20 protein-coding genes are annotated in these 23,449 nt (G+C 57.3%); 13 read left to right on the top strand and 7 right to left on the bottom strand.

From position 1 onward, the window contains the following. Positions 1 to 119: 119 nt before the first annotated feature. The 3 genes from AC1D2N_RS23590 to AC1D2N_RS23580 all read right to left on the bottom strand — a co-directional run bounded on the left by AC1D2N_RS23590 (position 120) and on the right by AC1D2N_RS23580 (position 4,367). A complete protein-coding gene (locus AC1D2N_RS23590; RefSeq protein WP_018517163.1) occupies positions 120 to 1,601 on the bottom strand; it encodes an aldehyde dehydrogenase in 1,482 nt (493 codons plus the stop codon). Positions 1,602 to 1,738: 137 nt separating this feature from the next. Then, on the bottom strand, positions 1,739 to 2,716 hold the full coding sequence (locus tag AC1D2N_RS23585; protein WP_026242387.1) for a Bug family tripartite tricarboxylate transporter substrate binding protein: 978 nt from the start codon (positions 2,714 to 2,716) through the stop codon (positions 1,739 to 1,741). A gap of 433 nt (positions 2,717 to 3,149) precedes the next feature. Then, positions 3,150 to 4,367 carry an ABC transporter permease gene (locus tag AC1D2N_RS23580; protein WP_104891214.1) on the bottom strand — a complete coding sequence of 406 codons (1,218 nt, stop codon included), beginning with the start codon at positions 4,365 to 4,367 and terminating at the stop codon, positions 3,150 to 3,152. Between the two features lie 719 nt (positions 4,368 to 5,086). Here AC1D2N_RS23580 and AC1D2N_RS23575 point away from each other — a divergent pair. The 5 genes from AC1D2N_RS23575 (at position 5,087) to AC1D2N_RS23555 (ending at position 9,996) form a co-directional block, all read left to right on the top strand. Then, complete coding sequence (locus AC1D2N_RS23575) at positions 5,087 to 6,052, top strand: sugar ABC transporter substrate-binding protein (RefSeq protein ID WP_018517166.1); 966 nt, start codon at positions 5,087 to 5,089, stop codon at positions 6,050 to 6,052. A gap of 117 nt (positions 6,053 to 6,169) precedes the next feature. Next, positions 6,170 to 6,913 (top strand): SDR family oxidoreductase, encoded by a 744-nt coding sequence (locus AC1D2N_RS23570; RefSeq protein WP_018517167.1) that lies wholly within the window; start codon positions 6,170 to 6,172, stop codon positions 6,911 to 6,913. Positions 6,914 to 7,010: 97 nt separating this feature from the next. Next, positions 7,011 to 7,856, top strand: coding sequence for an SMP-30/gluconolactonase/LRE family protein (locus tag AC1D2N_RS23565; protein ID WP_018517168.1), 846 nt, complete (start codon positions 7,011 to 7,013; stop codon positions 7,854 to 7,856). Positions 7,857 to 7,952: 96 nt separating this feature from the next. Then, positions 7,953 to 8,738, top strand: coding sequence for an SDR family NAD(P)-dependent oxidoreductase (locus tag AC1D2N_RS23560; RefSeq protein ID WP_018517169.1), 786 nt, complete (start codon positions 7,953 to 7,955; stop codon positions 8,736 to 8,738). Between the two features lie 19 nt (positions 8,739 to 8,757). Continuing rightward, on the top strand, positions 8,758 to 9,996 hold the full coding sequence (locus AC1D2N_RS23555) for an NAD(P)-dependent oxidoreductase (RefSeq protein WP_477982110.1): 1,239 nt from the start codon (positions 8,758 to 8,760) through the stop codon (positions 9,994 to 9,996). A 220-nt stretch (positions 9,997 to 10,216) separates the two neighbouring features. Here AC1D2N_RS23555 and tcuB read toward each other — a convergent pair whose 3' ends face one another. Both tcuB and tcuA read right to left on the bottom strand, forming a co-directional pair. After that, entirely contained in the window at positions 10,217 to 11,320 is a 1,104-nt protein-coding gene (gene tcuB, locus AC1D2N_RS23550; protein WP_018517171.1) for a tricarballylate utilization 4Fe-4S protein TcuB, read from the bottom strand. Continuing rightward, positions 11,310 to 12,719, bottom strand: coding sequence for an FAD-dependent tricarballylate dehydrogenase TcuA (gene tcuA, locus AC1D2N_RS23545; protein ID WP_018517172.1), 1,410 nt, complete (start codon positions 12,717 to 12,719; stop codon positions 11,310 to 11,312). The genes tcuB and tcuA overlap by 11 nt, the downstream gene beginning before the upstream one ends. Before the next feature lie 186 nt (positions 12,720 to 12,905). Here tcuA and AC1D2N_RS23540 point away from each other — a divergent pair, with 186 nt between their 5' ends. From AC1D2N_RS23540 to AC1D2N_RS23510, 7 genes are all read left to right on the top strand, one after another. Next, a complete protein-coding gene (locus AC1D2N_RS23540; RefSeq protein ID WP_018517173.1) occupies positions 12,906 to 13,559 on the top strand; it encodes a GntR family transcriptional regulator in 654 nt (217 codons plus the stop codon). Between the two features lie 153 nt (positions 13,560 to 13,712). Then, entirely contained in the window at positions 13,713 to 15,581 is a 1,869-nt protein-coding gene (locus AC1D2N_RS23535) for a flavin-containing monooxygenase (protein WP_020572909.1), read from the top strand. 92 nt (positions 15,582 to 15,673) lie between these two features. Then, positions 15,674 to 16,492, top strand: coding sequence for an SDR family NAD(P)-dependent oxidoreductase (locus tag AC1D2N_RS23530; protein WP_065276578.1), 819 nt, complete (start codon positions 15,674 to 15,676; stop codon positions 16,490 to 16,492). A gap of 5 nt (positions 16,493 to 16,497) precedes the next feature. Further along, the gene (locus AC1D2N_RS23525; RefSeq protein WP_065276600.1) at positions 16,498 to 17,076 is read left to right on the top strand and encodes a carboxymuconolactone decarboxylase family protein; all 579 of its coding nucleotides are present in this window, start codon (positions 16,498 to 16,500) and stop codon (positions 17,074 to 17,076) included. Further along, entirely contained in the window at positions 17,073 to 18,167 is a 1,095-nt protein-coding gene (locus AC1D2N_RS23520; protein WP_128408771.1) for an amidohydrolase family protein, read from the top strand. Before AC1D2N_RS23525 ends, AC1D2N_RS23520 begins: the two co-directional genes overlap by 4 nt. After that, positions 18,164 to 19,324, top strand: coding sequence for a thiolase domain-containing protein (locus AC1D2N_RS23515; protein WP_018517179.1), 1,161 nt, complete (start codon positions 18,164 to 18,166; stop codon positions 19,322 to 19,324). The genes AC1D2N_RS23520 and AC1D2N_RS23515 overlap by 4 nt, the downstream gene beginning before the upstream one ends. A gap of 2 nt (positions 19,325 to 19,326) precedes the next feature. Continuing rightward, complete coding sequence (locus tag AC1D2N_RS23510; RefSeq protein ID WP_063828065.1) at positions 19,327 to 19,725, top strand: Zn-ribbon domain-containing OB-fold protein; 399 nt, start codon at positions 19,327 to 19,329, stop codon at positions 19,723 to 19,725. 173 nt (positions 19,726 to 19,898) lie between these two features. On the opposite strand, the gene AC1D2N_RS23505 is transcribed toward AC1D2N_RS23510, so the two are convergent. Continuing rightward, positions 19,899 to 21,491: a class I adenylate-forming enzyme family protein gene (locus tag AC1D2N_RS23505; RefSeq protein WP_065276576.1), complete on the bottom strand. Its 1,593-nt coding sequence runs from the start codon at positions 21,489 to 21,491 to the stop codon at positions 19,899 to 19,901. Positions 21,492 to 21,639: 148 nt separating this feature from the next. Here AC1D2N_RS23505 and AC1D2N_RS23500 point away from each other — a divergent pair, with 148 nt between their 5' ends. Continuing rightward, positions 21,640 to 22,590, top strand: coding sequence for a LysR family transcriptional regulator (locus AC1D2N_RS23500; RefSeq protein ID WP_018517182.1), 951 nt, complete (start codon positions 21,640 to 21,642; stop codon positions 22,588 to 22,590). Between the two features lie 56 nt (positions 22,591 to 22,646). On the opposite strand, the gene AC1D2N_RS23495 is transcribed toward AC1D2N_RS23500, so the two are convergent. Further along, the gene (locus AC1D2N_RS23495) at positions 22,647 to 23,429 is read right to left on the bottom strand and encodes an SDR family oxidoreductase (protein ID WP_065276575.1); all 783 of its coding nucleotides are present in this window, start codon (positions 23,427 to 23,429) and stop codon (positions 22,647 to 22,649) included. Between the last annotated feature and the right edge of the window lie 20 nt (positions 23,430 to 23,449).

Raw genomic sequence — 23,449 nt, 5'->3', positions numbered from 1 at the left:
TGTCAGCATGTCTCAAGAATGGGCCTGTCATTCGATATAGATCGCGCAATGTCAGGATGCCGATCCGTGGCAGCTCGTCACGTCAACGAAAAGTGGCAGACGGCGAGCCTTTACCGAACCTACCGCATGATAAAGGGATTGACCGGCCCTTCGTCGGACGTGAACAGAAACACGCTTTTCGTCTCGAGGTATTCATTGATCGCCTCGATTCCGCCTTCGCGTCCCAGCCCCGATTTCTTCATCCCGCCAAATGGCATCATGTAGCTGTAAGCGCGATACGTGTTGACCCACACCGTACCGACCTTCAATGCCTTCGTCATTCGCATGGCGCGGCCGATATTCTGCGTCCAGACCCCAGCGACGAGACCATAAGCGATATCGTTCCCGATCTCGATCGCCTCGTCCTCCGTGTTAAACTCAATGATCGATAGGATCGGGCCAAAGACCTCTTCCTGGGCGATGCGCATGCTATTGGTCACATCGGAAAAGATTGTCGGCTGGACGAACTGTCCGCCGGTGAGGCCATCGCCGGTAGCAGCGTAGCCACCCAAAATACAGCGAGCTCCGTCTGCCCGAGCAATATCGAGATAATCCAAAACCTTCTTGAACTGGGGCGCCGTTGCGATGGGGCCGACGTTTGTATTCGGGTCCATCGGATCGCCCAGCTTGATGTGGCTGGCAAGATCGATCAGTTTCGCGGTGAAAGCCTCCTTGATCGACTTGTGGACAAGGAGACGGGAGCCGGCCGTGCACATTTGGCCAGACGCACCGAAAATCCCGGATACAACACCTGCGGCGGCCAGATCGAGATTCGCATCCTCAAACACGATGTTAGGCGATTTCCCGCCGAGTTCGAGTGACACGCGTTTCATATGTCTGGCAGCCGTTTCGTAGATTTTCGCGCCGGTTGCATCCGATCCTGTGAAGGTGATCTTCGTCACGCCAGGATGCTCGACCAGTGCAGCGCCGACGTCGTGCCCAAAACCCGTGACGACATTGAACACGCCATCCGGCATGCCGGCTTCCTTAACGAGAGCAGCAAGCTCAAGCGTGCTCGCGGATGCGAATTCGGACGGTTTGACGACAACACTGCATCCAGCCGCCAGCGCGGGCGCACATTTAACGGTGGCAAACCATATCGGTGAATTCCAGGCGGTGAGCGCTGCGACAACACCGATGGGCTCGCGAAGAGTGAACGCAAGAGTGTCCGCCTTCTCGATCGGAATCGAGGATCCCTCTATCTTGTCGGCAAGACCACTGAAGTAGTACCAGCATTCGGCAACGCCGTTCAGCTGGCCGCGAACCTCGGTGAGAAGCTTGCCATTATCGCGCGCCTCGATCCGCGCGATCCTGTCGGCGTTGGCGACGACGAGATCACCGATCTTGCGGAGAACCTTGCCGCGGGCACTGGCTGTCATTTTACTCCACGGACCGCGCTCCATTGCCTTGACCGCGGAATTGACGGCACGGTCAACATCACCAGGCGTTGCGCGGGCGATCTCTGCCCAAACCTTGCCCTGATAAGGATCCTCACTTTCGATCCATTCGCCACCTTCTGCATCGGTGAACGCGCCGTCGATAAAGAGCTGGTACCTTTGCATGCTTACTCCTGAACTCGGTCCTGATGGTGTTACGATAAAAGTCGACGCCACTCCTGGCGTCGGCGTCGAACGACTGGGCAGAGGCGGGACGGTCCTTGGCAAATGGCCGTCACCCTGGCTGCAGATGGCCAATGGACCTAGTTATTCAGCTTGATATCGTTCTCGGTGATGATCTTGCGAAACCGATCCTGTTCGCTCCTGAGAAATGCCGTGAATTCTTCACCGGTCTTGAGATCTGTATGGAATGAGAGAGGGCCAAAGCGGTCCTGAAATTTCGGATCTTGAACTCCCTTGACGACCGCCGCAGCAAACCTGGCCACGACTTCTTCAGGAACACCGGCGGGGGCAAGATAGCCGTACCAGACTCGCCCATCGATTTGCGGGTAACCGATCTCAGTGGTGGTCGGCACGTCTGGAAGATTGCTGGTGCGGGCCGCCGATGTGACCGCAAGCACCTTCACATTCTCGTCGTCCTTGAGGATTGCCCCTTCACGTGCGGACACAAACATCATTTGGGTAAAGCCGCCGGCAATTCCCTGAATGCCGTCCGGATTGTTTTTATAGGAGACATTGATACCTTTGCCCTTGGCTTCCTTGATAAACGCCGTCCCAGTCAGGTGCGCAATGGTGCCAACGCCGGCGCTCGCAAAAGTCACGCCTTCGGGAGAATGAACCGCAGCCATAAGGTCATCGATGGTGTTTATCCCAGCTTTCTTGGACGCTATAAGCGCCAGGGGATAACCGCCAATCCCGACAATCGGCGTGAAGCTGTCAAGAGTGTAGGGTAGTTTGTCGCGCAGAACGGTCTGTACGAGACCAGACGTGGGCAGGCACAGAAAGTTATAGCCATCGGGTTTTGCCGATGAAGCTGCGGTTACTCCGATAGTGGTCGATCCGCCTCCACGGTTTTCGATGACCACGGCTTGGCCGAGTTCGGATGTAAGCGTTTCCGCCAAGAACCGGCTCAACGTGTCGTCATCGCCTCCCGGCGCATTGGCGATTGTAATTGTGATCGGGCGGGCAGGCCATTTGGCCTGCGCCTTGGCAACCCTCGAAAGCATGGCAGCTGATCCAACCGCGCCAGCCCCAATCAATACTTCTCTTCTTGAAATCATGACTTCCTCCCAAATTTTGGCATTTAAGCCAGATGCTCAGGTCAACATGATCTGGCATCCGCGCTGACCTCCCAGCACGCCTGTGCTCAAGGCCACCCGACGGCTTTGATACGGTGGCCAATCGATCTCGTTAGGCCCCTTATGTAAAGGAAAAAGCCAAGATCTGTCCCTTGGCATATAAGCTGAAATTATATCTTTCGCTGACTTGCACCATCCCTCACGGTGTATTTTTGGAAGGCTGGGCAGGCATCTATCAGGCACATGACTCCGAACCTCGTCTGCCCTCCCGCATCACGCTCTCGCGGTAAGTTGCCATTGTGACATTAGGGGCTCACGCAGATCAACTTGGCTCCGATTTTTTCGAAAATGCGCTAAGGCAGAGTGCGCGTGGGCGAAGACAAAATGAGATATCGAAGAGTAGAGATGAGTTGAATTATTGTGTCTTTGCACCGAGCGTCTTGGCGCGATTCTTACCGCCAACCGTATAGATCGCAGCAGCTACCACGACGACGATTCCTTCAATAAGACCCTGGTAGTTCGCACCGAGATTGAGAATATTGAAGCCGTTGGACAGCGAAAACAGCAGCAACGCGCCGGCCAACGTTTTGATGACACTTCCTGCACCACCAAAGAGTGACGTACCCCCGAGGATCGCCGCCGCGATGACCGTTAACTCTGCGCCGGAGAGACCGCCCGGATTGATGGATCTAAGCCTGCTTGCAAACAGGATTCCAGCAAAGCCTGCAGAGGCGCTACACAGCACGAATGCCAGGATCTTGTAGCGCAGCACGTTAATGCCCGAAAGCCGCGCAGCCTCTGCGTTCCCGCCAACTGCGTAAAGCCGCCGTCCGACCATTGTGAACGTAAGAGTGAACCAGGCAATCGCCGTAAAGGCGAACAGGTATAGGACGGGCTTGGGCAACATGAGTTGTAGGTTGGTCGTCCAGCTCAGGGCAAGAAGACACACACCAATCACGGCCAGTGCGGCCATAGCCGGGCGCACCGCAATGGAACGTTTTTGTGCCTGAAAGAGCATTGCCACGCCGCATCCCAGGAAAAGAATGCCGAGCGCCAACATGACGAAACCAACATTGATGCGACCGCTTTCGAATGCCTGCATAGCTGCGATAACTTCGGTGTTTTCGACCGACAGGGCATAACCGTTGGTATAGAGCAGGACGACGCCACGAAGTGCGGTCATCGTCCCCAACGTCACAATGAATGCGTTTATTCCCAGGAATTGCACGATCGCGCCATTTAGCAAGCCGGACCCAATTGCCACCGTCATCGCGACGGCAAATGCCGGCCAAAAGCCAATGGCATCCGCGTTGCCGACGAAGACGGCCGCAGACAGGGCGGCGACGGAGGCAACCGAAAGATCGAAATTACCGCTGATCAGAATGACAGTCATCGCCACCGCCATGATGCCGATCAACGACGCTTGATAAAGAACATTGGTGACATTCAGCAGGCTTAGATAATTGGCACGACCAAGATAGGTCGTTGTCATCGAAAGCACCAAGACAAGGAGAAGGAGCGCGTAGTAAACGCCCATCTCCCGCAGACTGAATATATGTTTCCAATCCGTTTTAAGTCGTTGCGGTTCGCCTGGAGCTGTGGCGCAATCGATTGTTGCTTCAGACGGGACCATCGGTTTTTTCCTGACATATGGGTTGGCTGAGCGTCTCTCGTGTCAAGCGGCTCTCATGGAAGGCACCTTATTCATCGCGCCTCCCGAAGCGACCGTCAGCCCCTTGAATACGGACGGCGTATGATGATGAACGCCAATAATCGGTCAACTGTGAGCGCGGCGCTCGGTCCAAAGCATATTTGCACCACCGACGATGTTCGGCGCCCGAAAACCTCGAAAATACAGTGACCTAAGTCGCCAGGGAGACCCCGATCGCGCCAGATTGTTGCGTTGGCTGCAAAGCTGAATGTCAGAATTGCTCGTTACTGAGTCAACGATTGGCTGCCGAAAGGCACGGACATGTCGGAATAATCTATGAAGCCGGCCTTGCTCTAGATCGCCCGATTGTCGTGGTCTACATCCACGATGACCATTCGGATCAGTCCTTGCGTTTCACATGTTCCATGGCGCGCCAATATCAATGCCCAAGATAGGCGAAACAGCATCCTCTAAGACCTCGCTGCGCAATCCATCTTTGCGCCAGGTGCAAAATTCTTTTGCCGATTCACTCATATAAGCCCAACGGCCTTCCCGCTAAGTGTTTATCCGCGTGACATTGCAGGCAGATGGCGTCGGGAGAACGCCAGCCAAGCGAAATGTCACGGGGACAGCGTGCCACAACGTGGCCAATAGACCGCTCTGCCAACATCGGCAGGGAGGAAAGAGGAGGAGTGAAACCAATGCAGAAATTTGCGCGTCTTATACTGGCCTGCGCCGGCAGTCTTGCAGTCATGTCTGGAAACCCCTGGGCGAAGGACCTCACGTTCGGCTATGTCCCAGGCAGCATGATATATCCCTACAACGTGGCGACAGCCAAAGGCTTTGAAGCCGAGGCTAAGGCAGCTGGCGTCAAGACAGTGGTGCTCGACCCCCGTGGGAGCGTGGAAAAACAGGGGAATTCGATCGACGATCTGATTGCGCAGAAGGTTGATGCGATTGGCTTTCTGCCACTTGATTCGGTCGTGGCACAATCCTTCGTTGACCGTGTCAGCGACAAGAAGATTCCGATCGTTGCCGTTGCGCTCCAGGTTGGTGATCCCGTCAAACGCGAACTGCGGGACGTCTACCCGGGCCTCACTGCGCTTGTTGCCCCCGACGACGTGGTCGAGGGCGAGCAGGCTGCCAAGCTGGCACTCGACCTGCTGCCGAAAGATCGTTCAGCGACAATCGCGATCATCGAAGGCGCTCCCGGTTACGCCGTTGTCGAGCAACGCATTCGGGGCTTCAAGAAGGGGCTCGACGCCGCAGCCCAGAAATATGAAATCGTCGCATCGCAGCCATCGGATTGGACGCCGGAGAGCGGCCAGACGATTTGCCAGAATTTCCTGACCTCGCGGCCTGATCTCGACTTGATCTTTAGCGAGGCCGACGACATGGCGATCGGCTGCGCCCGCGCCATTAGCGCAAGTGGCTCCCAAACAAAATTGATCGCAACCAGCGGCGGTTCGAAGACCGGAAATGAAGCAATTGCGGCCGGCGAATTGAGTGGCTCCGTCTGCGTCAAACCTGAAATGCTTGGCCGGCTGATGTTCAAGGAGATGTATGCGGCAGCCACCAATGCCGACTACAAGAAGGGCAAGTTCGTTACTATCGACCTTCCCATCATCACAAAGGACACACTGGCCGGCTGCCCGGCGGAATGGTGAACCCGCGCTTTTGAGCCAAGGCAGGAAGACGTTGAAGCCTTGCGCGGCCTGGCGCCGCGCAAGGCTCATTATCGGTTGAATGAAGCACGATAGTGCAATGAAATAGGAGAAAATGAAATGGCCCTATTGGCTGGCAAAAATGTCCTCATCACCGGAGCCCTCGGCACGATCGGCCAGGCGCTGGTGACCCGCTACAGCGAAGAGGGGGCCAATGTTGTCGCTTTGGATCGTCCAGAATCTCCCGGTGCGCAGGAGACGGTTTCAAAATTGTCCCCAAACGCGCGTTATTTCGGATGTGATCTTGGTGATTTGCCGGGGACTGAAGCCGCCGTTTCCCAACTTGCAGAAGACGTGGGTGGAATTGACGTTCTGGTCAACAATGCTGCGCATGTTCACAACAGACCCTTTGAAGAATTTTCCATCGACGAATACGAAGAAGAGGTGCGCATCAATTCGTCAGCTGCCTTTGTTCTGACACGCGTTGCAAGCCGCCACATGAAGCAGCAGAAATACGGCAAGATCGTCAATCTGACCTCTATGACGCTTACTGGCCATTGGGATGGCTTCGTGCCCTATATTGCATCCAAAGGGGCGATGTTCGGGTTGATCAAGGGGTTTGCACGTGAGCTGGGACCATTTGGAATCAACGTCAACGGAATTTCGCCAGGTGCGGTCGTATCCGACGCCGAGTATCGTCACTACGGTGATCGCCGCGAGCAATATCACCAATGGATTCTGGAGCGTCAGAGCGTCAAACGCCGCATAGAGCCAATGGATATTGCCAATCTCGCAGTTTTCTTGTCGTCGGCGCAAGCCGACTTGATCAGTGGCCAAAATATCCAGGTTGATGCGGGTTGGTAGCATCGTGATTTGATGAAAGGCTGTGTTTCGGATGATGGAGGATCATTCGGGTGCACGGTGCAACAACTCATCTACGAGAGAACCGAGGAGGGGCTTGATGCGGCATCTGCACGCGCAACGTTTCGCAGACGATTTCATATTTCTGGAGAGCCCCAAATGGAGGGATGGCCGTCTTTGGGTGTCGGATGTATTCGATCACCGCGTCTATTCGATCTCACCGGAAGGAGAACGGGAGGTCGTCTGCCAGGTTCCCCACCGTCCCTCCGGACTTGGATTCCTACCGGACGGATCTCTGATCATCGTCTCGTCAAAAGATAAGAGGCTGCTGAGGTTTCACGGTGGTAAAACGGAAGAATACGCAGATCTTAGCGCTCACGCCGCGGGCGACGTAAACGATTTTGCTGTCGATGAACTTGGTCGGATCTACGTCGGTAACTTCGGCTACGATTACGACGCAGGCGAAACGCCGAGATCGACGTCACTGCATAGGGTCGACCTCGACGGTTCGATCACCGAAGTCGCCAAGGGAGTAGAGTTTCCCAACGGCGCGGTTGTCATCGACGCGGGACGTACGCTGGTGGTCGCCGAAACATGGGTCGGACGGTTGACCGCGTTTGATCTTGCCGCGGACGGTACACTGAGCGGGAGCCGCGTCTTTGCCGACATGGGCGAGAGACAACCGGACGGAATTTGTGCGGACGCCGAAGGCGCGGTCTGGGTCGCTTGCTTCAACACCGGAGAATTTGTTCGGGTGCTGGAAGGTGGGGAAGTCACCGACCACTTCCAATTCGAAGGGCGTGGCGTGTCGTGCACACTGGGTGGCTTTGACGGGCGTCAGCTTTTTTTGTCCACCTATCTTGGGCCGAGCGAATGCATCGCGGCCGGCGACCGCAGGGGCGCCTTGTTCACAGCCAAGGTCGATGTGCCGACGAGCGGTTTCTAACAAGGGCATGCGCTCAACCCCACCAGAACAATCAATTCCCGAGCAATCGTCACAGACTGTTCGAAATCCAGATCTGATACAAAGAGAGGTTCCGCCATGCGGTTGAAGGACAAGGTAGCAATCATTACCGGAGGCGCATCCGGTATCGGCAAGGCGACAGCCGATGCGTTTGCGGCCGAGGGCGCGATCATTGTCATCGCAGACATCAATGTCACCGCCATAGACGCTGCCGTTGCACAATTTCGAAAAAAGGGTGTAACGGCGACCGGCCACGTTTGTGACGTCTCCAATCGAGACGATGCTCATCGTCTTATGAAGTCTGTTGATGCAGAGTTTGGCAGGATCGACATCCTGGTCAACAATGCCGGTATTTCCCGCTACCGTGCGTTTGCCGAGGCAACCAGCGACGATTGGGATCCCGTCCTCGCGGTCGACCTCAAGGGTGTCTTCTTCTGTTCGCAGGCCGTTGCGCCTTACATGCGCGCGCGCAAATCCGGTCGTATCGTCAACATTTCTTCCGCCCTCGGAACGGGGGCTGCTCCCCACAATACGGCCGGCTCACCCGGCGGGAGCGCGGCCTACGCCTCTGCCAAGGCTGGAGTGATCATGTTGACGACAACGCTGGCCCGCGAGCTCAGTCCGGATGGCATCACCGTCAACTGCGTGGCACCGGGTAGTTTCCTGACAGAGTTTTCCTCGTCCACCAGGACGCCTCAACAAGTCGAGGACCATCTTGAATATCGCAGGAAACATCTGCTTCTGCGGCGCGTCGGAACCCTGGACGAGCTGGCATCGGTCATCCTGTTCTTCGCCTCGGATGATTCAAGCTATGTGACCGGCCAGACACTGAATGTGGATGGCGGCAGGTCAGACCGCATCTGAACAACGCGAGGAGACTGCGGTGAAGGTTGGATATATCGGATTGGGGGCAATGGGAGGTTCGCTGTCGCGTCATCTGATCGCGAACGGGGGACTTGTGGTCTATGACCGAAATCCCGCCACGTTGGCCGCATTCGAAAAACTTGGCGCAGTCATCGCCGATACGCCGCAAGCGCTGGCGCAGAGCTGTGACGTCGTCATGCTGTGCCTTCCGAAATCTGCGGATGTCGGTGATCTTCTCTTTGGCGCAGATGGAATCGCGGGGTACCTCCGTGCAGGCGGATTGGTGATCGACCAGACAAGCGGCGTGCCTGAGCTGACGATCGATTTTGCCCGCAGGCTTGCCGAACGTAAGGTCCTCTTCATGGATGCGCCGGTCAGTGGCGGTATCCCAGCGGCGCAAAATCGCACGGTAACGATCATAGCGTCCGGTTCCGATGGTGCCTGGGAACGGGGCAAGCCAATTCTCGAAAGGTTAAGCACAAAAACCTTGCGGTGCGGACAGCGTGTCGGCGACGGTCAGGCCTTGAAGCTGCTGACAAATGGAATCGGGGCCTGCTACAGGCTTGCCACGCTTGAGCTCGTGGCGCTCTGGCGCAAATCCGGCTTTCCGTTGGCCGATTTTGTCACGGCATTGAACCGCAGCGTCGGCGCGAATTTCACCTCACGCAACATGCTCGTCGGTCTGGTCGAAGGCCGCTCGACGACGAATTTCGCCATGACGCTTATGGTCAAAGATCTCAATGGTGCCTTGGATCTTGGGACGCAAACCGCCTCAACTCTGCCACTCACCGCGACCGCTCGCGGTTTGATGCAAAGCGTCATTGGTCTTTTCGGCGAAGATGCGCGCCTCGATGACGTCATTGCTTTCACCGAAAAACTCTCATCGGTCAGACTTGCAGACGAGCTTCATGACAACAGGCAAGCACATGAAACGCCTGTCTCCACAGGCAATCTGGATGAGCTTCTCGCACGAGCCGTCGCAGCGTGCAATGTGGTCGCCGTCCTGGAAGCGGTTGAGGTCGGGCGAAAATTCGGGCTCGCAGTGGCGGATATAGCGCGCGTGATTGGGTCTGGCTCTGCGTGGTCTCACATCGCAGGAGAGCTGCTATCGTCCGTAGAAGCAGATGCGCTCGATATTGGCCGCTACCAAATAGAGCACCAAGCGCTTGAACATGCCGCACAGCTGGCCGCCCAGATTGGTCTGCCCTTCATTATGCCTGGTATTGCGCTCGCGCGGTTTCGCGACAGGTTGCTCTAACGACGCAACATCGTCATGCCCAGGCGGTTCACCTGTCATGTCTTGATCGGAGCGTTTCATCAGTCGTTGCTGCTGTTGGCCTCGCCCGTGCCGGGTGAGGCGGTTCTACTTTTCTGGCCCGCCCCTTGTGTCCCCGCGCATTGCAGACTTTGACGACTTCGGCAGGTCGATAATCCCGGCGATCCACTCGCCGGGCAAGCCTTCAATGAGGGGATTGCCTTCAGTCGCGACGGGTTTGTGCATCACGCACGAGGGCTGCTAGCCGAAAGAAGGCATGGACCATTTTCGTGTATGGAAACGTCAGGTAGAAGGCCAGGATGGCACCCAGATGGAAGATCAGCAGGGGTCGAACTGCAGCGCTTCCAGTGGCGCCATAGAGTGCGAGACCCGAGGCGGCGATGGTTGTCAGCAATAGCACGAAGGCCATTTCGCCACCCCAAACCGCCGGAGCTCCTAGTGCCTTTTCGGCCCGGATCTTCAATCTTATCAGCTCGATACCGCCCAAGGTCATCAAGATCCCGCCGGGCACGCCCAGGAGCTTCGGGAGCGAAAGCAGTCGATAGGGCGCTTTCAGGTCAATCGCGTAGTGCAGGATCGTGGCGGACACCGTTGAGGCAAAACAGAGCATGAATCCCCACATGACAGCCTGATGCGCCCAGCGGCGAGACATGGTGAAACGATCTTCCTTTTCATAATTGCACCCTTTGGCCGCCCCGCCGGAGAGGTTCTTGAGTTTACCCGCATCGATAAAGGCGGAGCGAAGGTGGGCAAGCGTCACACGATCACCGCCGACATGGCGCCAATAACGCCAGAGCCCGCCGGCAATGACAATCAACGGTAAAACCGAGGCGAGGGAAAACAGTGATGCCATAATAGTATGGGACAAAACCGCGTAAAAACCCTGACCGTTCTCCGGGCGCAGCGCGTAGGCCGCAGCGAGGATAAGGGCTATCCCCGCAATCATTGCAGCTGCCAGTGAGACGCCGCTCTTCTGAAATAATCGGGCCAATCCATGGGGCCAGATAAACGTTTCCCAGCTCTCGACGCGAACTTCGGCCAGGGCGCGGGGGAGGTTGAGCTTGAACTCGTGCGGTTCGACATATTGGCATGCGTGAAAACAGCCGCGGCAATTGTGACAAAGATTGGCGAGCTGCGTCACGTCTCCATCGGAGAACGCCCGGCTCAATGTCATGGCCGGGAAGACGGAACAATAGCCTTCGCAATAACGGCACGCATTGCAGATCTCGAGCTGGCGGCGAGCCTCTTCCGTAGCCGTCGCCTCCGAAGGTGATGCGGCGGCAAGGGCAAAAAGATCAATTTGCATGAGCGGCGGCCTCCTTGCCGGCTTTGCGTCCGAAGACAGTTCCAACAGTCATACCGAAGCCCGCCAGATATCCTTGCCCCAGGATTGAACCGGCCATGATTTCTCCGGCCGCCCAGACGTTCTGGTAGCGTCCGTGCGCACCACTGACCCGGGCACTGTCGTCAACCTTAAGTCCCAAGTAGGTGAACGTGACACCGGGACGCAGCGAGTATCCATAGTAGGGCGGCGTATCGAGCGGCCGCGCCCAGTTAGTCTTGGGCGGCTCAAGACCTTCGGTTGAAATACCATCCAGTTCCGTCGGATGAAATTTGCCGGGCCGGCATGCGGAGTTGAAAGCGGCTACGGTCTTTTCCACCGCATCGACCGGAAGACCGAGTTTTTCGGCGAGGTCAGGTATCGAATTTGCCGAAATCGCCGGGAAGACAGACGGCATGAAAAGATCCACGCTCTTGGCGTCGATCAGGGAGTATGCCACCTGATCTGGTTGAGCTGCGACCAAGCGCCCCCATATAGCGTAGCGTTTCGGCCAAACGTCTTCTCCCTCGTTGTAAAAGCGCTGGCCATGCTTATTGACAACTACGGAGAAAGGGACGCAATCGAGACGGGTAACGATACCACCGTCATACTGAGGTGCCCGACCGTCAATCGCGACCGCGTGGCACTGGGTCGGATCGCCAACGCTTTCTGCACCGGAATCAAGCATATCGCGCAGAATTTCGCCTCGGTTATAGGGCGTTCCGCGGATGAGGAAGTTGCGGGCGGCAGGACCCCAAGCGCGCGCCAGCCAGTCCAGGTCGGCCTGAAAGCCGCCGGAGGCGAGCACGACGGCTTTTGCCGAAAGCTCAATCTCTTCCCCGCCGATAACGACACGAATGGCCTCGCACAGGTCGTCTTTCAGCACAATGTGACGGACCTTGGCTTCGTAGACGATGGTAACGCCCATGTCGGACGCCGTGTTGTAATAAGCATTGACCAGTGCCTTGCCGCCGCCCAGAAAAAAGGCATTCGTGCGGGAGAGCGACAGGGTGCCTGACAGGGATGGCTGAAACACCACACCGTGGTTTTCCATCCAGGGCAGACAGGCTTCGGAGTTGCGGATGGCAATACGGGCGAGATGCTCGTCAGTTCGTCCCTTGGTTACAAGCATCAAGTCGTCGAAATACTCGTCCTCCCGATAAGCGCCGGTCAAAACCGACATCGGCCCCTGATGCATGCAGCGAAAATTTCGGGTGTGGCGCGAATTGCCGCCACGATAGGGCTTTGGCGCGCCTTCAAGCAGGAGCACGCGCGCGCCTTCGTGCCGGGCTTCGATAGCGGCGCAAAGCGCGGCGTTGCCCCCACCGACCACGATCACGTCCCAGCGCGTCTGCGCCAGCGCTGTCTGCTGCTGTCTCGACATCCCAGCCCCTAAAGTCGGTGTTATTCTAGATTTGTATTCGTTTGTATACAATAGCGCGCAAAGTTGCGCAATATCACAAAATCTGCTTTTGCTTGGCAACCGTCGACCGTCTCCCGCATTGGAAACGAGCGCGGTCCTATCGAAAGAATCCAGTACCGGAACGAGCGACGGCCGGAGACGAGTGACATGGCAAAAACCGGTGAGCGGCAGATGTTGGGGCACAACGCCTATCGCTCCATTCTCGAGTTTATTCGCGATGGCGTGTATCCGCCTGGGGGGCGGCTGCGCGAAGAAGAGGTCGCCGAGCGGCTGGGTATCAGCCGCACGCCTGTGCGCGAGGCGCTGGGTCGACTGCAACAGAAGGGACTCCTGCAGGCAGCACCCGGCAGGGGTCTGGCAATTGCAACGCTCGACACAGAGCAGGTGTTCGAGCTCTACGCGATGCGAGGGGAACTGGAAGCTTTGGTTGCGCAATTTGCCGCGCAACATGCCACCAATGCGGAGATAGCAAATCTTCAAGACCTCAATGCAGAATTTGCCGCGGCAACATCGCCCCGCGAAGCCGCAAAACTAAATCGATCCTTTCATGCCCGGCTTTATGACGCCGCTCGCAATCGCTATCTTCGGGCAGCGGTAGAGGATCTGCAGGAGACCATTGCTCTTTTGCCCAAGACGACCTTTTCGCATGAAAACAGATTAGAGAGCGCTGCCCGAGAGCACTCAGCACTCATCAAGGCGATCTCATCACGGGACGCCCACGCGGCTGCGGATGTGGCGAGAGACCACATTTCGCGCTCATTGGCGACGAGGCTTGCAATGATCCGAGCCGCCGTCGCCTGACCCCACCACTGACTCCTCCAATCCACTCACCCCCTTGATGTCCACAGGGGCAATTGCGGGTCGCTATTATTGCGCCCTGCGCCATAATCTTTGGCGCAGGCGATTATAGGCGGTCGATCGATATCGCCTTAGGGTGCCGCGGAACATATCAGGATGACACGGTTTGCCGGTCATCCACAGGACATGGCGAGACTGCGCAAGGGATTTATCCGCGAACGGCTCGCCTCCATTTCCGGGAGGTTTCCAGTGACCACAGTGCAATTTGCACAAGAGTTGATCGATGTATCGGCTGCCACCGCAAAGGAACGAGCCCAGCAGTGGCTCGACAGTTTTGAACATGCGCTCACCAACGCGGACAGGACATCGCTGGGAAACCTGTTCTGTGAGGATTGCCATTGGCGGGATCTGGTCGCGTTCACCTGGACTGTTTCCCAATTCGAGGGAAAAACAGCGATTGTAACTCGGTTGATCGAGACTCAGACGCAGGTTAAGGCCGCGCGGTTTTCCGTGTCGACGAGCCGAACGCCGCCAAGGCGCGTCAGCCGAGCGGGTGTTGAGGTGATCGAGGCAATCTTCGACTTCGAAACCCCGGTCAGCCGTGGGGAAGGGCTGTTGCGTCTGCCGGTTGCCGAGCCGGACAAGGCCTGGGTGTTGCTGACCTCTGTTGACGAGTTGAAGGGGCATGAGGAGCCGCTCTATGCGCATCGCCCCTCGGGAAGCAATTATTCCAAGGGTTTTGGCGGCGAAAACTGGCTCGACATCCGTAAACGTGAGCAGGCCTACAGCGACCGGGAACCCGCCGTTATCGTTGTCGGCGCAGGTCAGGCGGGCCTTGGGATCGCTGCAAGGCTCAAGATGCTCGGCGTCGATACTCTCGTCGTCGAGAGACATGCGCATGTGGGTGACAACTGGCGTTCCCGCTATCATTCGCTCACCCTCCACAACGAGGTGCAGCGCAATCACATGCCCTATATTCCCTTCCCGCCGAATTGGCCGAAGCTTCTGACAAAGGACATGCTGGCCGGTTGGTTCGAGATGTATGCCTGGGCGATGGAACTGAACGTCTGGACCGCAACCGAGCTTAGGGGGGCAAGCTACGATGAGGCGGCCGGCCAATGGCTTGCGACCGTTCGACGTCAGGACGGCAGTGAGCGGGAACTGCGGCCCCGCCATCTCATTTTTGCCAATGGCGTAAACGGCATTCCAAAATACCTTAATCTCCCGGGGTTTGAGACGTTCAAGGGCGAGATCATGCATACCCACCACTATCGTGATGGCTCTGCATGGAAAGGCAAGCGTGCTTTGGTGCTTGGAACCGGCAGCAGTGGACATGACGTTGCCCAGGATCTCCATAGCCACGGAGCCGACGTCGCCATCGTTCAGCGAAGTTCAACGACCGTTGTCAGTATCGAGGCGTCGCAAATCAACCATGTTCTTTACGCAGAAGGATTTCCGATCGAGGACAGCGACCTGATCGCGTCAGCAAACACCAACCCCATTTTGATCCGAAGCTATCAGCTTAACGTGAAGAAGATGGTGGAGATGGATAATGACCTGATTGCAGGTCTAAAGGCTATAGGCTTCAAACTCGACATGGGCGAGGACGACACGGGACACCAGATGAAGCTGCGTCGTCGTGGCGGAGGATACTACCTCAACGTCGGCTGCTCCGAACTCATCGTCGATGGCAAAATCCGCCTGTTGCATTTCGACGAAATCGACAGCTTTGGCGAAGACGGCGCGAAGATGAAGAACGGCCGGATCGAGAAAGCCGACCTGATCGTCACAGCCAGCGGATATCTGTCTCCACAAGAGTTGGTGCGCCATCTTCTGGGAAGCGAGATTGCCGACAAGATCGGACCGGTATGGGGCATCGCGCCGGACGGCGAGATGAACAACATGTACCGACCGACTGCGCAGAAAGGCCTTTGGTTCATGGGAGGAGGTCTCGCGCAATGCCGGATCTACTCCAAACCCTTGGCGCTTCAGATTAAGGCCCTGGAAGAGGGGCTGATCGCCTGACACCTGGACTGCGCCGGTCGACATTTGCTTGCTCCGGCGCGGCAAAGACAATGGAGCGGTGCGTGCATGACACGCCCGCATAGGGAGGACATATGCTTGATCTTACGGGAAAAGTCGCCTTCATCACCGGAGCAGGGTCTGCCGGCGAGGGATGGGGAAACGGCAAGGCTATCGCAGTCTTGATGGCACGTCAGGGCGCCAAGGTGTTCGGCGTGGATCTGAGCGGAGAGGCTTTGGAGGCGACTTCCGCCGTCATGGCGCAGGAGGGGCACGAACATTGGGCCACGAAAGTCTGCAACATGACAGATAGCGGCCAGGTAAAGGCCGCCGTCGACAGTTGCCGGGATAAGTTTGGCCGGATCGATATCCTTGTCAATAACGTCGGGGGCAGCGCACCAGGCGATCCTGTCAGCATGAGCGAGGAGGCCTGGGACAACCAGATGGAGCTTAACCTCAAGACTGCCTTTATGGGATGCAAGCATGTGCTGCCAGTGATGGAGCAACAGTTCGCAGCCGAGGGCAAGGGTGGCGCGATCATCAACATGGCAAGCGTTGCCTGCCTGAGTGCGGCCGTTGGTGGCCGCGTCCACGTCGCCTATGCTGCATCGAAAGCCGGCGTGGTGGCGTTTACCCGCTCCACGGCAATCGCCTATGTTAAGAAAGGTATCCGCGTCAACGTCGTCATTCCCGGCACCATGCACACGCCCTTGGTCGAGAACCGATTGATCAAACAGCTCAATGTGAAAGATCCAGAGGCCTTCATCGCGAAACGCCACGCCAGCATTCCGATCGGCCGAATGGGAGACGCGTGGGACATTGCAAACGCAGTCGTATATCTTTCCAGCGACGAAGCCGGTTACATCACTGCCACGCAACTTGTTGTTGACGGCGGCCTGACAGCAGCGCGGTGACGATCATGCCCAGGATCACTCTTGACGTGCAAACCATGACGGACGAACAGCGCGCGGCATGCGCTGAGGTCATTTCAGGCCCACGAGGCAAGATCCCGTCGCCGATGATCGCCTGGCTGCAGAATCCAGAACTGGCCCGCCGCGGACAGCAGCTGGGCGAGGTTCTTCGGTTCCAGACAAGCCTTGAGCCTGACCTGGTTGAATTGGTTATCCTCTTCACTGCGCGACACTGGACGGCGCACCAGGTATGGACGTCGCACAGGCGGTACGCGTTGCAATACGGCATCGATGAATGGGTTATCGAAACGATCGCCGCTGGCATGGCTCCCGTCTTCACCAAGCCCAGGGACCAGATCGTCTATGACGTTAGCAAGGCGCTTCTGGAACAACGACGCGTGTCCGATGCGCTTTACGCGCGTGCGAATGCGGAGTTCGGAGAGCGTGGCGTGGTCGAGCTGGTTGCCATCATCGGCTACTATTGCCTGGTGGCGATGACGGCCAACGCGTTCGAGCTTGGGTTGCCGGAAAACAGGGCCGCCGAGCTTCGTGATCCGCAAGTCATGGGTGTCGCGGTAGAACTATGAGCAACAATGGGAAGCGCAGCCACATCCCCATCCGGCCGTTCTGGCTTGCCACATGTCAGGAAGAGGCGCTACAGCCCGGCCAAAGGATCATCGATGCTCACCATCATCTGTTCGACAGACCGGGCTGGCGTTACCTTCTGGACGACCTGTTGGTGGACATTGGCGAGGGGCACAATGTCCAGGCGACTGTCTATGTGCAGGGAAGAGCCATGCTGCGCACCGACGGTCCCGACATCATGCGGCCGATCGGCGAGACCGAGTTTGCCAACGGCGTGGCAGCCATGAGTGAAAGCGGAAGCTACGGCGATGTGCGCGTATGTGCTGGTATTGTCGGCTTTGCTGACCTCCTGCGCGGCGATGCGGTGCGGCCCGTGCTGGAGGCTCATCTGGCCGCGGCCGGCGCCTTCGGCGAAGGTCCAGGGCGATTTCGGGGCATACGTCACATTGCCGTATGGGATCCTGATCCGGCGATGGTCAATCCCGCGTATCAACCAACCGAAAACATGCTCGAAAGCGCTGCTTTTCGAACGGGGTTTGCCCATCTTTCGCCATTGGGCCTGAGTTTCGATGCGTGGCTGCTGTTTCACCAGATCCCACACCTTGCCCGGTTGGCTCGCGCATTTCCGGAAACGCAAATCGTTCTTGATCATTGCGGTGGTATCGCGGGGATTGGCGCCTATGCTGGAAAGCGGGACGAAGTCTTTTCCGTGTGGTCTGCCGGTATCTCAGATCTAGCCAAATGCCCGAATGTCATGGTTAAACTTGGTGGACTAGGGTTGGGCTTGTCGGGGTTCGGATTTGAACAACAACCGGTAGCACCGTCATCGGCGCAGCTGGCCGCGACGTGGCGGCCCTATATGGAAACGGTCTTGGACGCTTTCGGTACCGATCGCTGCATGTTTGAGAGCAACTTTCCCATGGACAAGGGAAGCTACAGCTATTCCAATGGTTGGAACGCCATGAAGCGGATTGCAGAAAATTTCAACCAGACCGAGAAGGATGATTTGTTCTGGCGCTCCGCCGCTCGCTTCTATCGTCTGCCCGTCGACGCCGGGATGGATAGCGCACGTCACGCGAAGGCCGATATATGAATGGCGTACCGCAGATCGTCGGTGCCTTCGAGCACCCGACACGACTCGCACCCGACAAAACGGTGGCTCAACTCCACGCAGAAGCCGCACGAGGTGCGCTCGCCGACGCGGGTCTAACCAAAGATGACGTTGACGGATATTTCTGCTCGGGAGATGCTCCCGGCGGCGCCCTGTCCATGGCCAACTACCTGAATCTAAGGCTCAGGCATTGCGATACGCTGGATGTCGGGGGAAGTTCTGCCGTCGCTCAGGTAGCGCAGGCCTGTGCCGCGATCCAGATGGGCAAATGCAACGTGGCTCTGATAACTCAGGCTGGGCGGCCGAAGTCTTTAGGGGTGACGACCGGGACCAAAAAGATCGTCAAGGACAGTTTGGCGCCCGACGTGATCTGGGAACTGCCCTACGCAGTTCCGAACGTCGCCAACTACGCGCTCGTAGCCGCGCGGCATTTTTACGAATTCGGGACGACAAGTGAACAGCTTGCCTGGGTCCGGGTAGCCGCATCCCATCACGCGCAACACAATCCCAACGCAGTGTTGCGCAAGCTGGTGACCGTCGATGACGTGTTGCAATCGCCTTTGATCTCCGACCCTTTGCACCGACTGGACTGCTGCCTGATCACCGATGGCGGCGGCGCTATCGTGGTGGCGAGAAACGAAATCGCGGTATCGTTACGCCGCCCGGCAATTCGCCTGAGGGGCGCGGGTCTGGCCTTGAAACATCAGGAGGCCGGGGCGATAGACTTGACTTACTCGGCAGCTGCGCAATCGGGCAGGGAAGCCTTTTCGCAGGCTGGGATCGACGCAGCCGACATCAGGTACGCGTCAATCTACGACAGCTTTACCATCACAGTTATCATCCAGTTGGAAGACCTTGGATTTTGTCCTAAAGGCAAGGGCGGAGCCTTCGTGGCAGACGGCAACCTCATTGCCAATGTCGGCCGGCTCGCAGTGAACACTGACGGTGGCGGGCTCTGCAACAATCACCCGGCCAATCGTGGTGGAATTACGAAAGTCATCGAGGCGGTCCGGCAATTGCGCCAAGAAGCGGTGCCGGCGGTCCAGGTCAAGAACTGCGAACTCGCATGTGTCCAAGCCACGGGCGGCCACATGGCAACGCGACACGCCAGCGCAACGCTTATTCTGGAACGGACGTGAGGATGGAACAACGAGAAGTCCGGATGGGGGATTTTGGCTCTGAAGGTGCTGTTTTCTGGCAAGCCGCGCGGGCAGGGCGCTTCATTTTGCCAAAGTGCATCGACTGTGGGCAAGTCCATTGGTACCCGCGAGCGGTGTGCCCATTTTGCCTATCAAGTGAGATTGGATGGCAAGAGAGCCGCGGCCTCGGCCATGTCTATGCGTCAACGTTTTTTCGAAGGACCGACGCGCCTTATGTCATTGCTTATGTTGAGCTCGACGAAGGGCCTCGTATGCTGACCACAATCGTGACCGGGGATGTGGCATCGATCTCGATCGGGCAACGTGTGCAAATTCACTTTGCTGCTGACGACACGGTGAACGGCGCCTATCCGGTCTTCCGGCCGATTGGAGCATCTTAGCCCAACTCGGCGGAGTAGGTTGGCGTGCGCACCAGCGGCGGCGGCACGCCCTCGCAGCGGTCACGGCAGAGGAGCATTGTGTCTGCAAAAAACTTTCGGTTTGCGCGCTCTACTTCCGCTAAGGAGATCCTCACGGGTCGAGGGAACGAATGTTCACCGTCTTGCTCGGCAGATTAGGTGGGCTGTTCCAGATCCATTGCCCGCTCGCGCAAACTAGGATCTGCACGCAGTTGCGCCTTTGCGACTTTGTGCGTCGCCGTGTGCGGGAGTTCATCCAGGAACAGGACATAACGCGGGACTTTCATCGGCGCGAGATGCTCACGGCACCACGTGGCGATGTCGTTTGCCTGCAGCTCGACATCTTTTTTCAGAACGACTGCGGCAAGGATCTCGTCTTCGCCCAATTCCGCTGGCACGGCGATGGCAGCAGCCTCATAGACACCAGGATGCTCGCCGATGACGCGGTCGAGCTCCGCACCTGAAATATTCTCGCCCCGCCGGCGGATGATATCCTTCTTGCGCGAGACGAAATAAAAGTAGCCGTCATCATCGCGGCGAACCAGGTCGCCAGTCGTAAACCAGCCATCTTGGTAAGCGGCTTTTGTATGTTCCTCATCCCGAAAGTAACCCTGCATCAGGGTCGGAGAATCCAGCCACAATTCACCGACCTGGCCATTGGCCACGTCATTTCCCTCATCGTCCACGACACGCGCACGGGTTGACGGCCGCGATGTATCTGGATGACTGCCCAGGATCCCGACACTACCTGGCTTTTCAGGACCCTGAAGCGGGTTGCAAAGCACGCCGGGGCACTCGGTCATCCCGAAGCCCGTGACCAGCGTTGGGATTTTAAACTCCTCATGAAAGGTTCTGACAAATGCCGCCCGTACGCCATAGACGACGCGTAGCCGATGCAGTGGACGGAACTCCTCGCGCGGTCGTTTCTGCAAGATGTTGCCAACAGCTTCGATGATGTTGACATGGGTTGCCTGCGTCTGCACCACGCTCTCCCAAAATGTGCTGGCGGAAAACCTCGGCAATATTACGCCGCTTGCACCAGCCGCGAAAATCGAACCGAGCGAGTAGAATAGCGCGTTTACATGGAAGAACGGCAGGATGATCAGGACCTTGTCGTCGGGTTGCACCGCAGTTCGCCCGGAAGCGATTTCCGCACAGGTAACGTAATTCCCCTGACTGTGCATGACGCCCTTCGGCAGTCCCGTGGTTCCGGACGTATAGATTATCAGGCAGGTGTCGCCGGGTTCGCCTTGGACAGGGGCCTGGACGTCGGGCACAGCCGTCCCGAAGAAATCCGATTCGCCGTCGACTGAAACGTCAAGAGGTAATAGCCATGGCCGGAAATCACCCTGGTCAAGCGCGGTTTGCACAGTCGGCAACGTCGCCTCCGTCACCAGCACGCCGCGCACTTCTGCATGGTTGAGGATATAGGTTAATTCCGATACCCCGAAATTGGGATTGAGCGGGACCATGGCCGCGCCAAGGCGTGCCAGTGCAAACAGCAGGATGACGTGAGCGTCGCTATTGGTCGCAACGATGGCCACGCGGTCCCCCTTACCGACGCTTCGCCGGTGAAGCATGGCCGCGACTCGGTCGACCCTTTCCGCGAACGTTTGCCAGCTATAGTTTCGCTCTCCGAAGCCAAGAAGCGGTCGATGCGGGTCAATGGAAGCGCGGCTGTCAAAGAGACCCTTCAGGGTGTCGTCATGCCGCGGGTAAAGTTCTAGCACCTCGAGCGGTTCAAGCACGGGACCTCCCAATAATTCGTTCTTTCTTGGGTGTCGATTTTAGTCCTCGTCGTGTTCTCGTCAATCAATTGCGAAGGCTTATTGTGGCGCTACGCGCAAAAGACATTGTCTTCACAAAGGATTCAGTGTTCAAATGCCGTAGAAACGCATGGGACCGACCTTGCATTTTAGCGTGCAGCGCAAGGAATGGGGAGGGCAAATTGTGGACGAACTCGGCAATATCAAAACCTTTATCGACGTAGTTGAATGCGGCAGCTTTTCTGCCGCGGCAAGGCGCAAGGACACGACCGTCAGTTCTGTCGCTCGCCAGGTCAAGGCGCTGGAGGATGAACTCGGTGTCAGACTGCTCAACAGGACGACCCGCAGCAATTCGTTGACGGAACCCGGCGCCAATTTTTACGAACGCGCTCGCACAGTTGTCACGGAATTGCGGTCAGCAAAGCAGGAAGCGTCCTCGTTCCAGACAACAGTGAAGGGGTTGCTGCGTGTGTGTCTGCGGATCTCCGCAAGCAGGGTGATCCTTCCTGCATTGCCGGCCTTCCTCGAGCGTCATCCAGACTTGGTTCTCGATGTGATGTTGAGCGACGAACGGCTCGATCTGGTCGCCCACAAAATTGATGTGGGCGTATGGCTCGGGCACCTGGAAGATTCGCGCATCGTTGCCAGGCGGTTGACGCCCAGCAAGCGTGTGATTTGCGCAAGTCCAGCCTACCTTGCAAAGCGGGGTGTCCCTTCAACTCCCCAAGAAATTACCCAGCACAACTGCATCATATATCAGGGTTCGATCTATCAAGATCTTTGGCGCTTCACCAAGGGCGACGAGCAGATTGATGTGACCGTGCATGGGAATCTGCGAACAAACACCAGTCCCGTTCTTGTTGCCGCCGTATTGTCGGGTATGGGCTTGGCCGTGCTCCAGGAGTTTACAGTGCGGTCGGCCTTGGCAGATGGCACCTTAAAACAGATTCTCCCGGAATATGAGGTTAGTCCGACCGACGTCGACACCGGTGTCTACGCGGTCTACCCCAATGCCAGAGGCATGACTCGCAAGACGCGCGTCTTCATCGATTTTTTGGTGGACTTATTTCGTCGACCATAAACGCCTGCTGCACTGTCGGCCTCTGACCGTAGTCGGCGCGCCGACCCGGCCGATCGTCAACGGTGCAGCGCGGCGGTAACCATTCCACCGTCCACGCGAATGGATTCGCCCGTCACAAACCCTGCCGGCACGGAGGCGAGAAAGGTCACCACACTGGCGAGTTCTTCGTGCGTGCCAAGCCGCTTCATAGCACTCATCTCTCGTCGTCTCGCAGTCTGCTCGGGCGAATAGGACACCGCCGCTTCGCGATGGGAAGAGTCAATCAACGCAGGCGCAACACAATTGACCGTGATGCCGTCTTTGCCGATTTCGCTGGACAGATGCTTCATGTAGGCTTCGACGCCAGCTCTAAATACAGTTGAAAGAGCATGATGTGGCATCGCCAGATGGACCGAGGCAGAGGTAATGGCAATCATCCTGCCCCAACTGTTGGCTGACATCAGCGGATGGGCACGCTGGGTAATCTCGATCACGCAAGACAGAAGCGTATCGTAGGACTGGTGCCATCGGGATCGATCCGTTTCGTCGAGCGCCGACCGCAATGGCGACGGCGGCCGGCCGGTGTTGAGAATGGCGATGTCAAGCCTGCCGAACTCGTCTTTGATCGCCGCAAAAAGCCGATCGTGATCGCTTGTCTCCAACATGCTGCCCACGACGGGCAAGGCGCGCACACCATATTCATCGCGGAATGTCGCAGCCAGCGTCTCCAGTTTCTCTGCTGAACGCGCCAGGAGGACAACGTCGGCACCTTCGCTGGCTAGACGTTTGGCAACGTTCATTCCAATGCCGCCGCTGGATGCCGTGATTAGAGCAACTTTACCGGATAACCCAAGATCCATTGTTAACCTCCCAAGCGCGT

It is taken from the genome of Rhizobium sp. P1_B8 (genome assembly GCF_056406515.1).
The sequence above is the reverse complement of the archived record's forward strand: the minus strand, read 5'-3'. Positions and strand labels throughout refer to the sequence as shown.

What these genes read in the sequence shown, in the direction of transcription:
- AC1D2N_RS23590 (WP_018517163.1), bottom strand. Translation starts at nt 1,601, where the DNA reads ATGCAAAGGTACCAGCTCTTTATCGACGGCGCGTTCACCGATGCAGAA.
- AC1D2N_RS23585 (WP_026242387.1), bottom strand. Translation starts at nt 2,716, where the DNA reads ATGATTTCAAGAAGAGAAGTATTGATTGGGGCTGGCGCGGTTGGATCA.
- AC1D2N_RS23580 (WP_104891214.1), bottom strand. Translation starts at nt 4,367, where the DNA reads ATGGTCCCGTCTGAAGCAACAATCGATTGCGCCACAGCTCCAGGCGAA.
- AC1D2N_RS23575 (WP_018517166.1), top strand. Translation starts at nt 5,087, where the DNA reads ATGCAGAAATTTGCGCGTCTTATACTGGCCTGCGCCGGCAGTCTTGCA.
- AC1D2N_RS23570 (WP_018517167.1), top strand. Translation starts at nt 6,170, where the DNA reads ATGGCCCTATTGGCTGGCAAAAATGTCCTCATCACCGGAGCCCTCGGC.
- AC1D2N_RS23565 (WP_018517168.1), top strand. Translation starts at nt 7,011, where the DNA reads ATGCGGCATCTGCACGCGCAACGTTTCGCAGACGATTTCATATTTCTG.
- AC1D2N_RS23560 (WP_018517169.1), top strand. Translation starts at nt 7,953, where the DNA reads ATGCGGTTGAAGGACAAGGTAGCAATCATTACCGGAGGCGCATCCGGT.
- tcuB (WP_018517171.1), bottom strand. Translation starts at nt 11,320, where the DNA reads ATGCAAATTGATCTTTTTGCCCTTGCCGCCGCATCACCTTCGGAGGCG.
- tcuA (WP_018517172.1), bottom strand. Translation starts at nt 12,719, where the DNA reads ATGTCGAGACAGCAGCAGACAGCGCTGGCGCAGACGCGCTGGGACGTG.
- AC1D2N_RS23540 (WP_018517173.1), top strand. Translation starts at nt 12,906, where the DNA reads ATGGCAAAAACCGGTGAGCGGCAGATGTTGGGGCACAACGCCTATCGC.
- AC1D2N_RS23535 (WP_020572909.1), top strand. Translation starts at nt 13,713, where the DNA reads ATGACACGGTTTGCCGGTCATCCACAGGACATGGCGAGACTGCGCAAG.
- AC1D2N_RS23530 (WP_065276578.1), top strand. Translation starts at nt 15,674, where the DNA reads ATGCTTGATCTTACGGGAAAAGTCGCCTTCATCACCGGAGCAGGGTCT.
- AC1D2N_RS23525 (WP_065276600.1), top strand. Translation starts at nt 16,498, where the DNA reads ATGCCCAGGATCACTCTTGACGTGCAAACCATGACGGACGAACAGCGC.
- AC1D2N_RS23520 (WP_128408771.1), top strand. Translation starts at nt 17,073, where the DNA reads ATGAGCAACAATGGGAAGCGCAGCCACATCCCCATCCGGCCGTTCTGG.
- AC1D2N_RS23515 (WP_018517179.1), top strand. Translation starts at nt 18,164, where the DNA reads ATGAATGGCGTACCGCAGATCGTCGGTGCCTTCGAGCACCCGACACGA.
- AC1D2N_RS23510 (WP_063828065.1), top strand. Translation starts at nt 19,327, where the DNA reads ATGGAACAACGAGAAGTCCGGATGGGGGATTTTGGCTCTGAAGGTGCT.
- AC1D2N_RS23500 (WP_018517182.1), top strand. Translation starts at nt 21,640, where the DNA reads ATGGGACCGACCTTGCATTTTAGCGTGCAGCGCAAGGAATGGGGAGGG.
- AC1D2N_RS23495 (WP_065276575.1), bottom strand. Translation starts at nt 23,429, where the DNA reads ATGGATCTTGGGTTATCCGGTAAAGTTGCTCTAATCACGGCATCCAGC.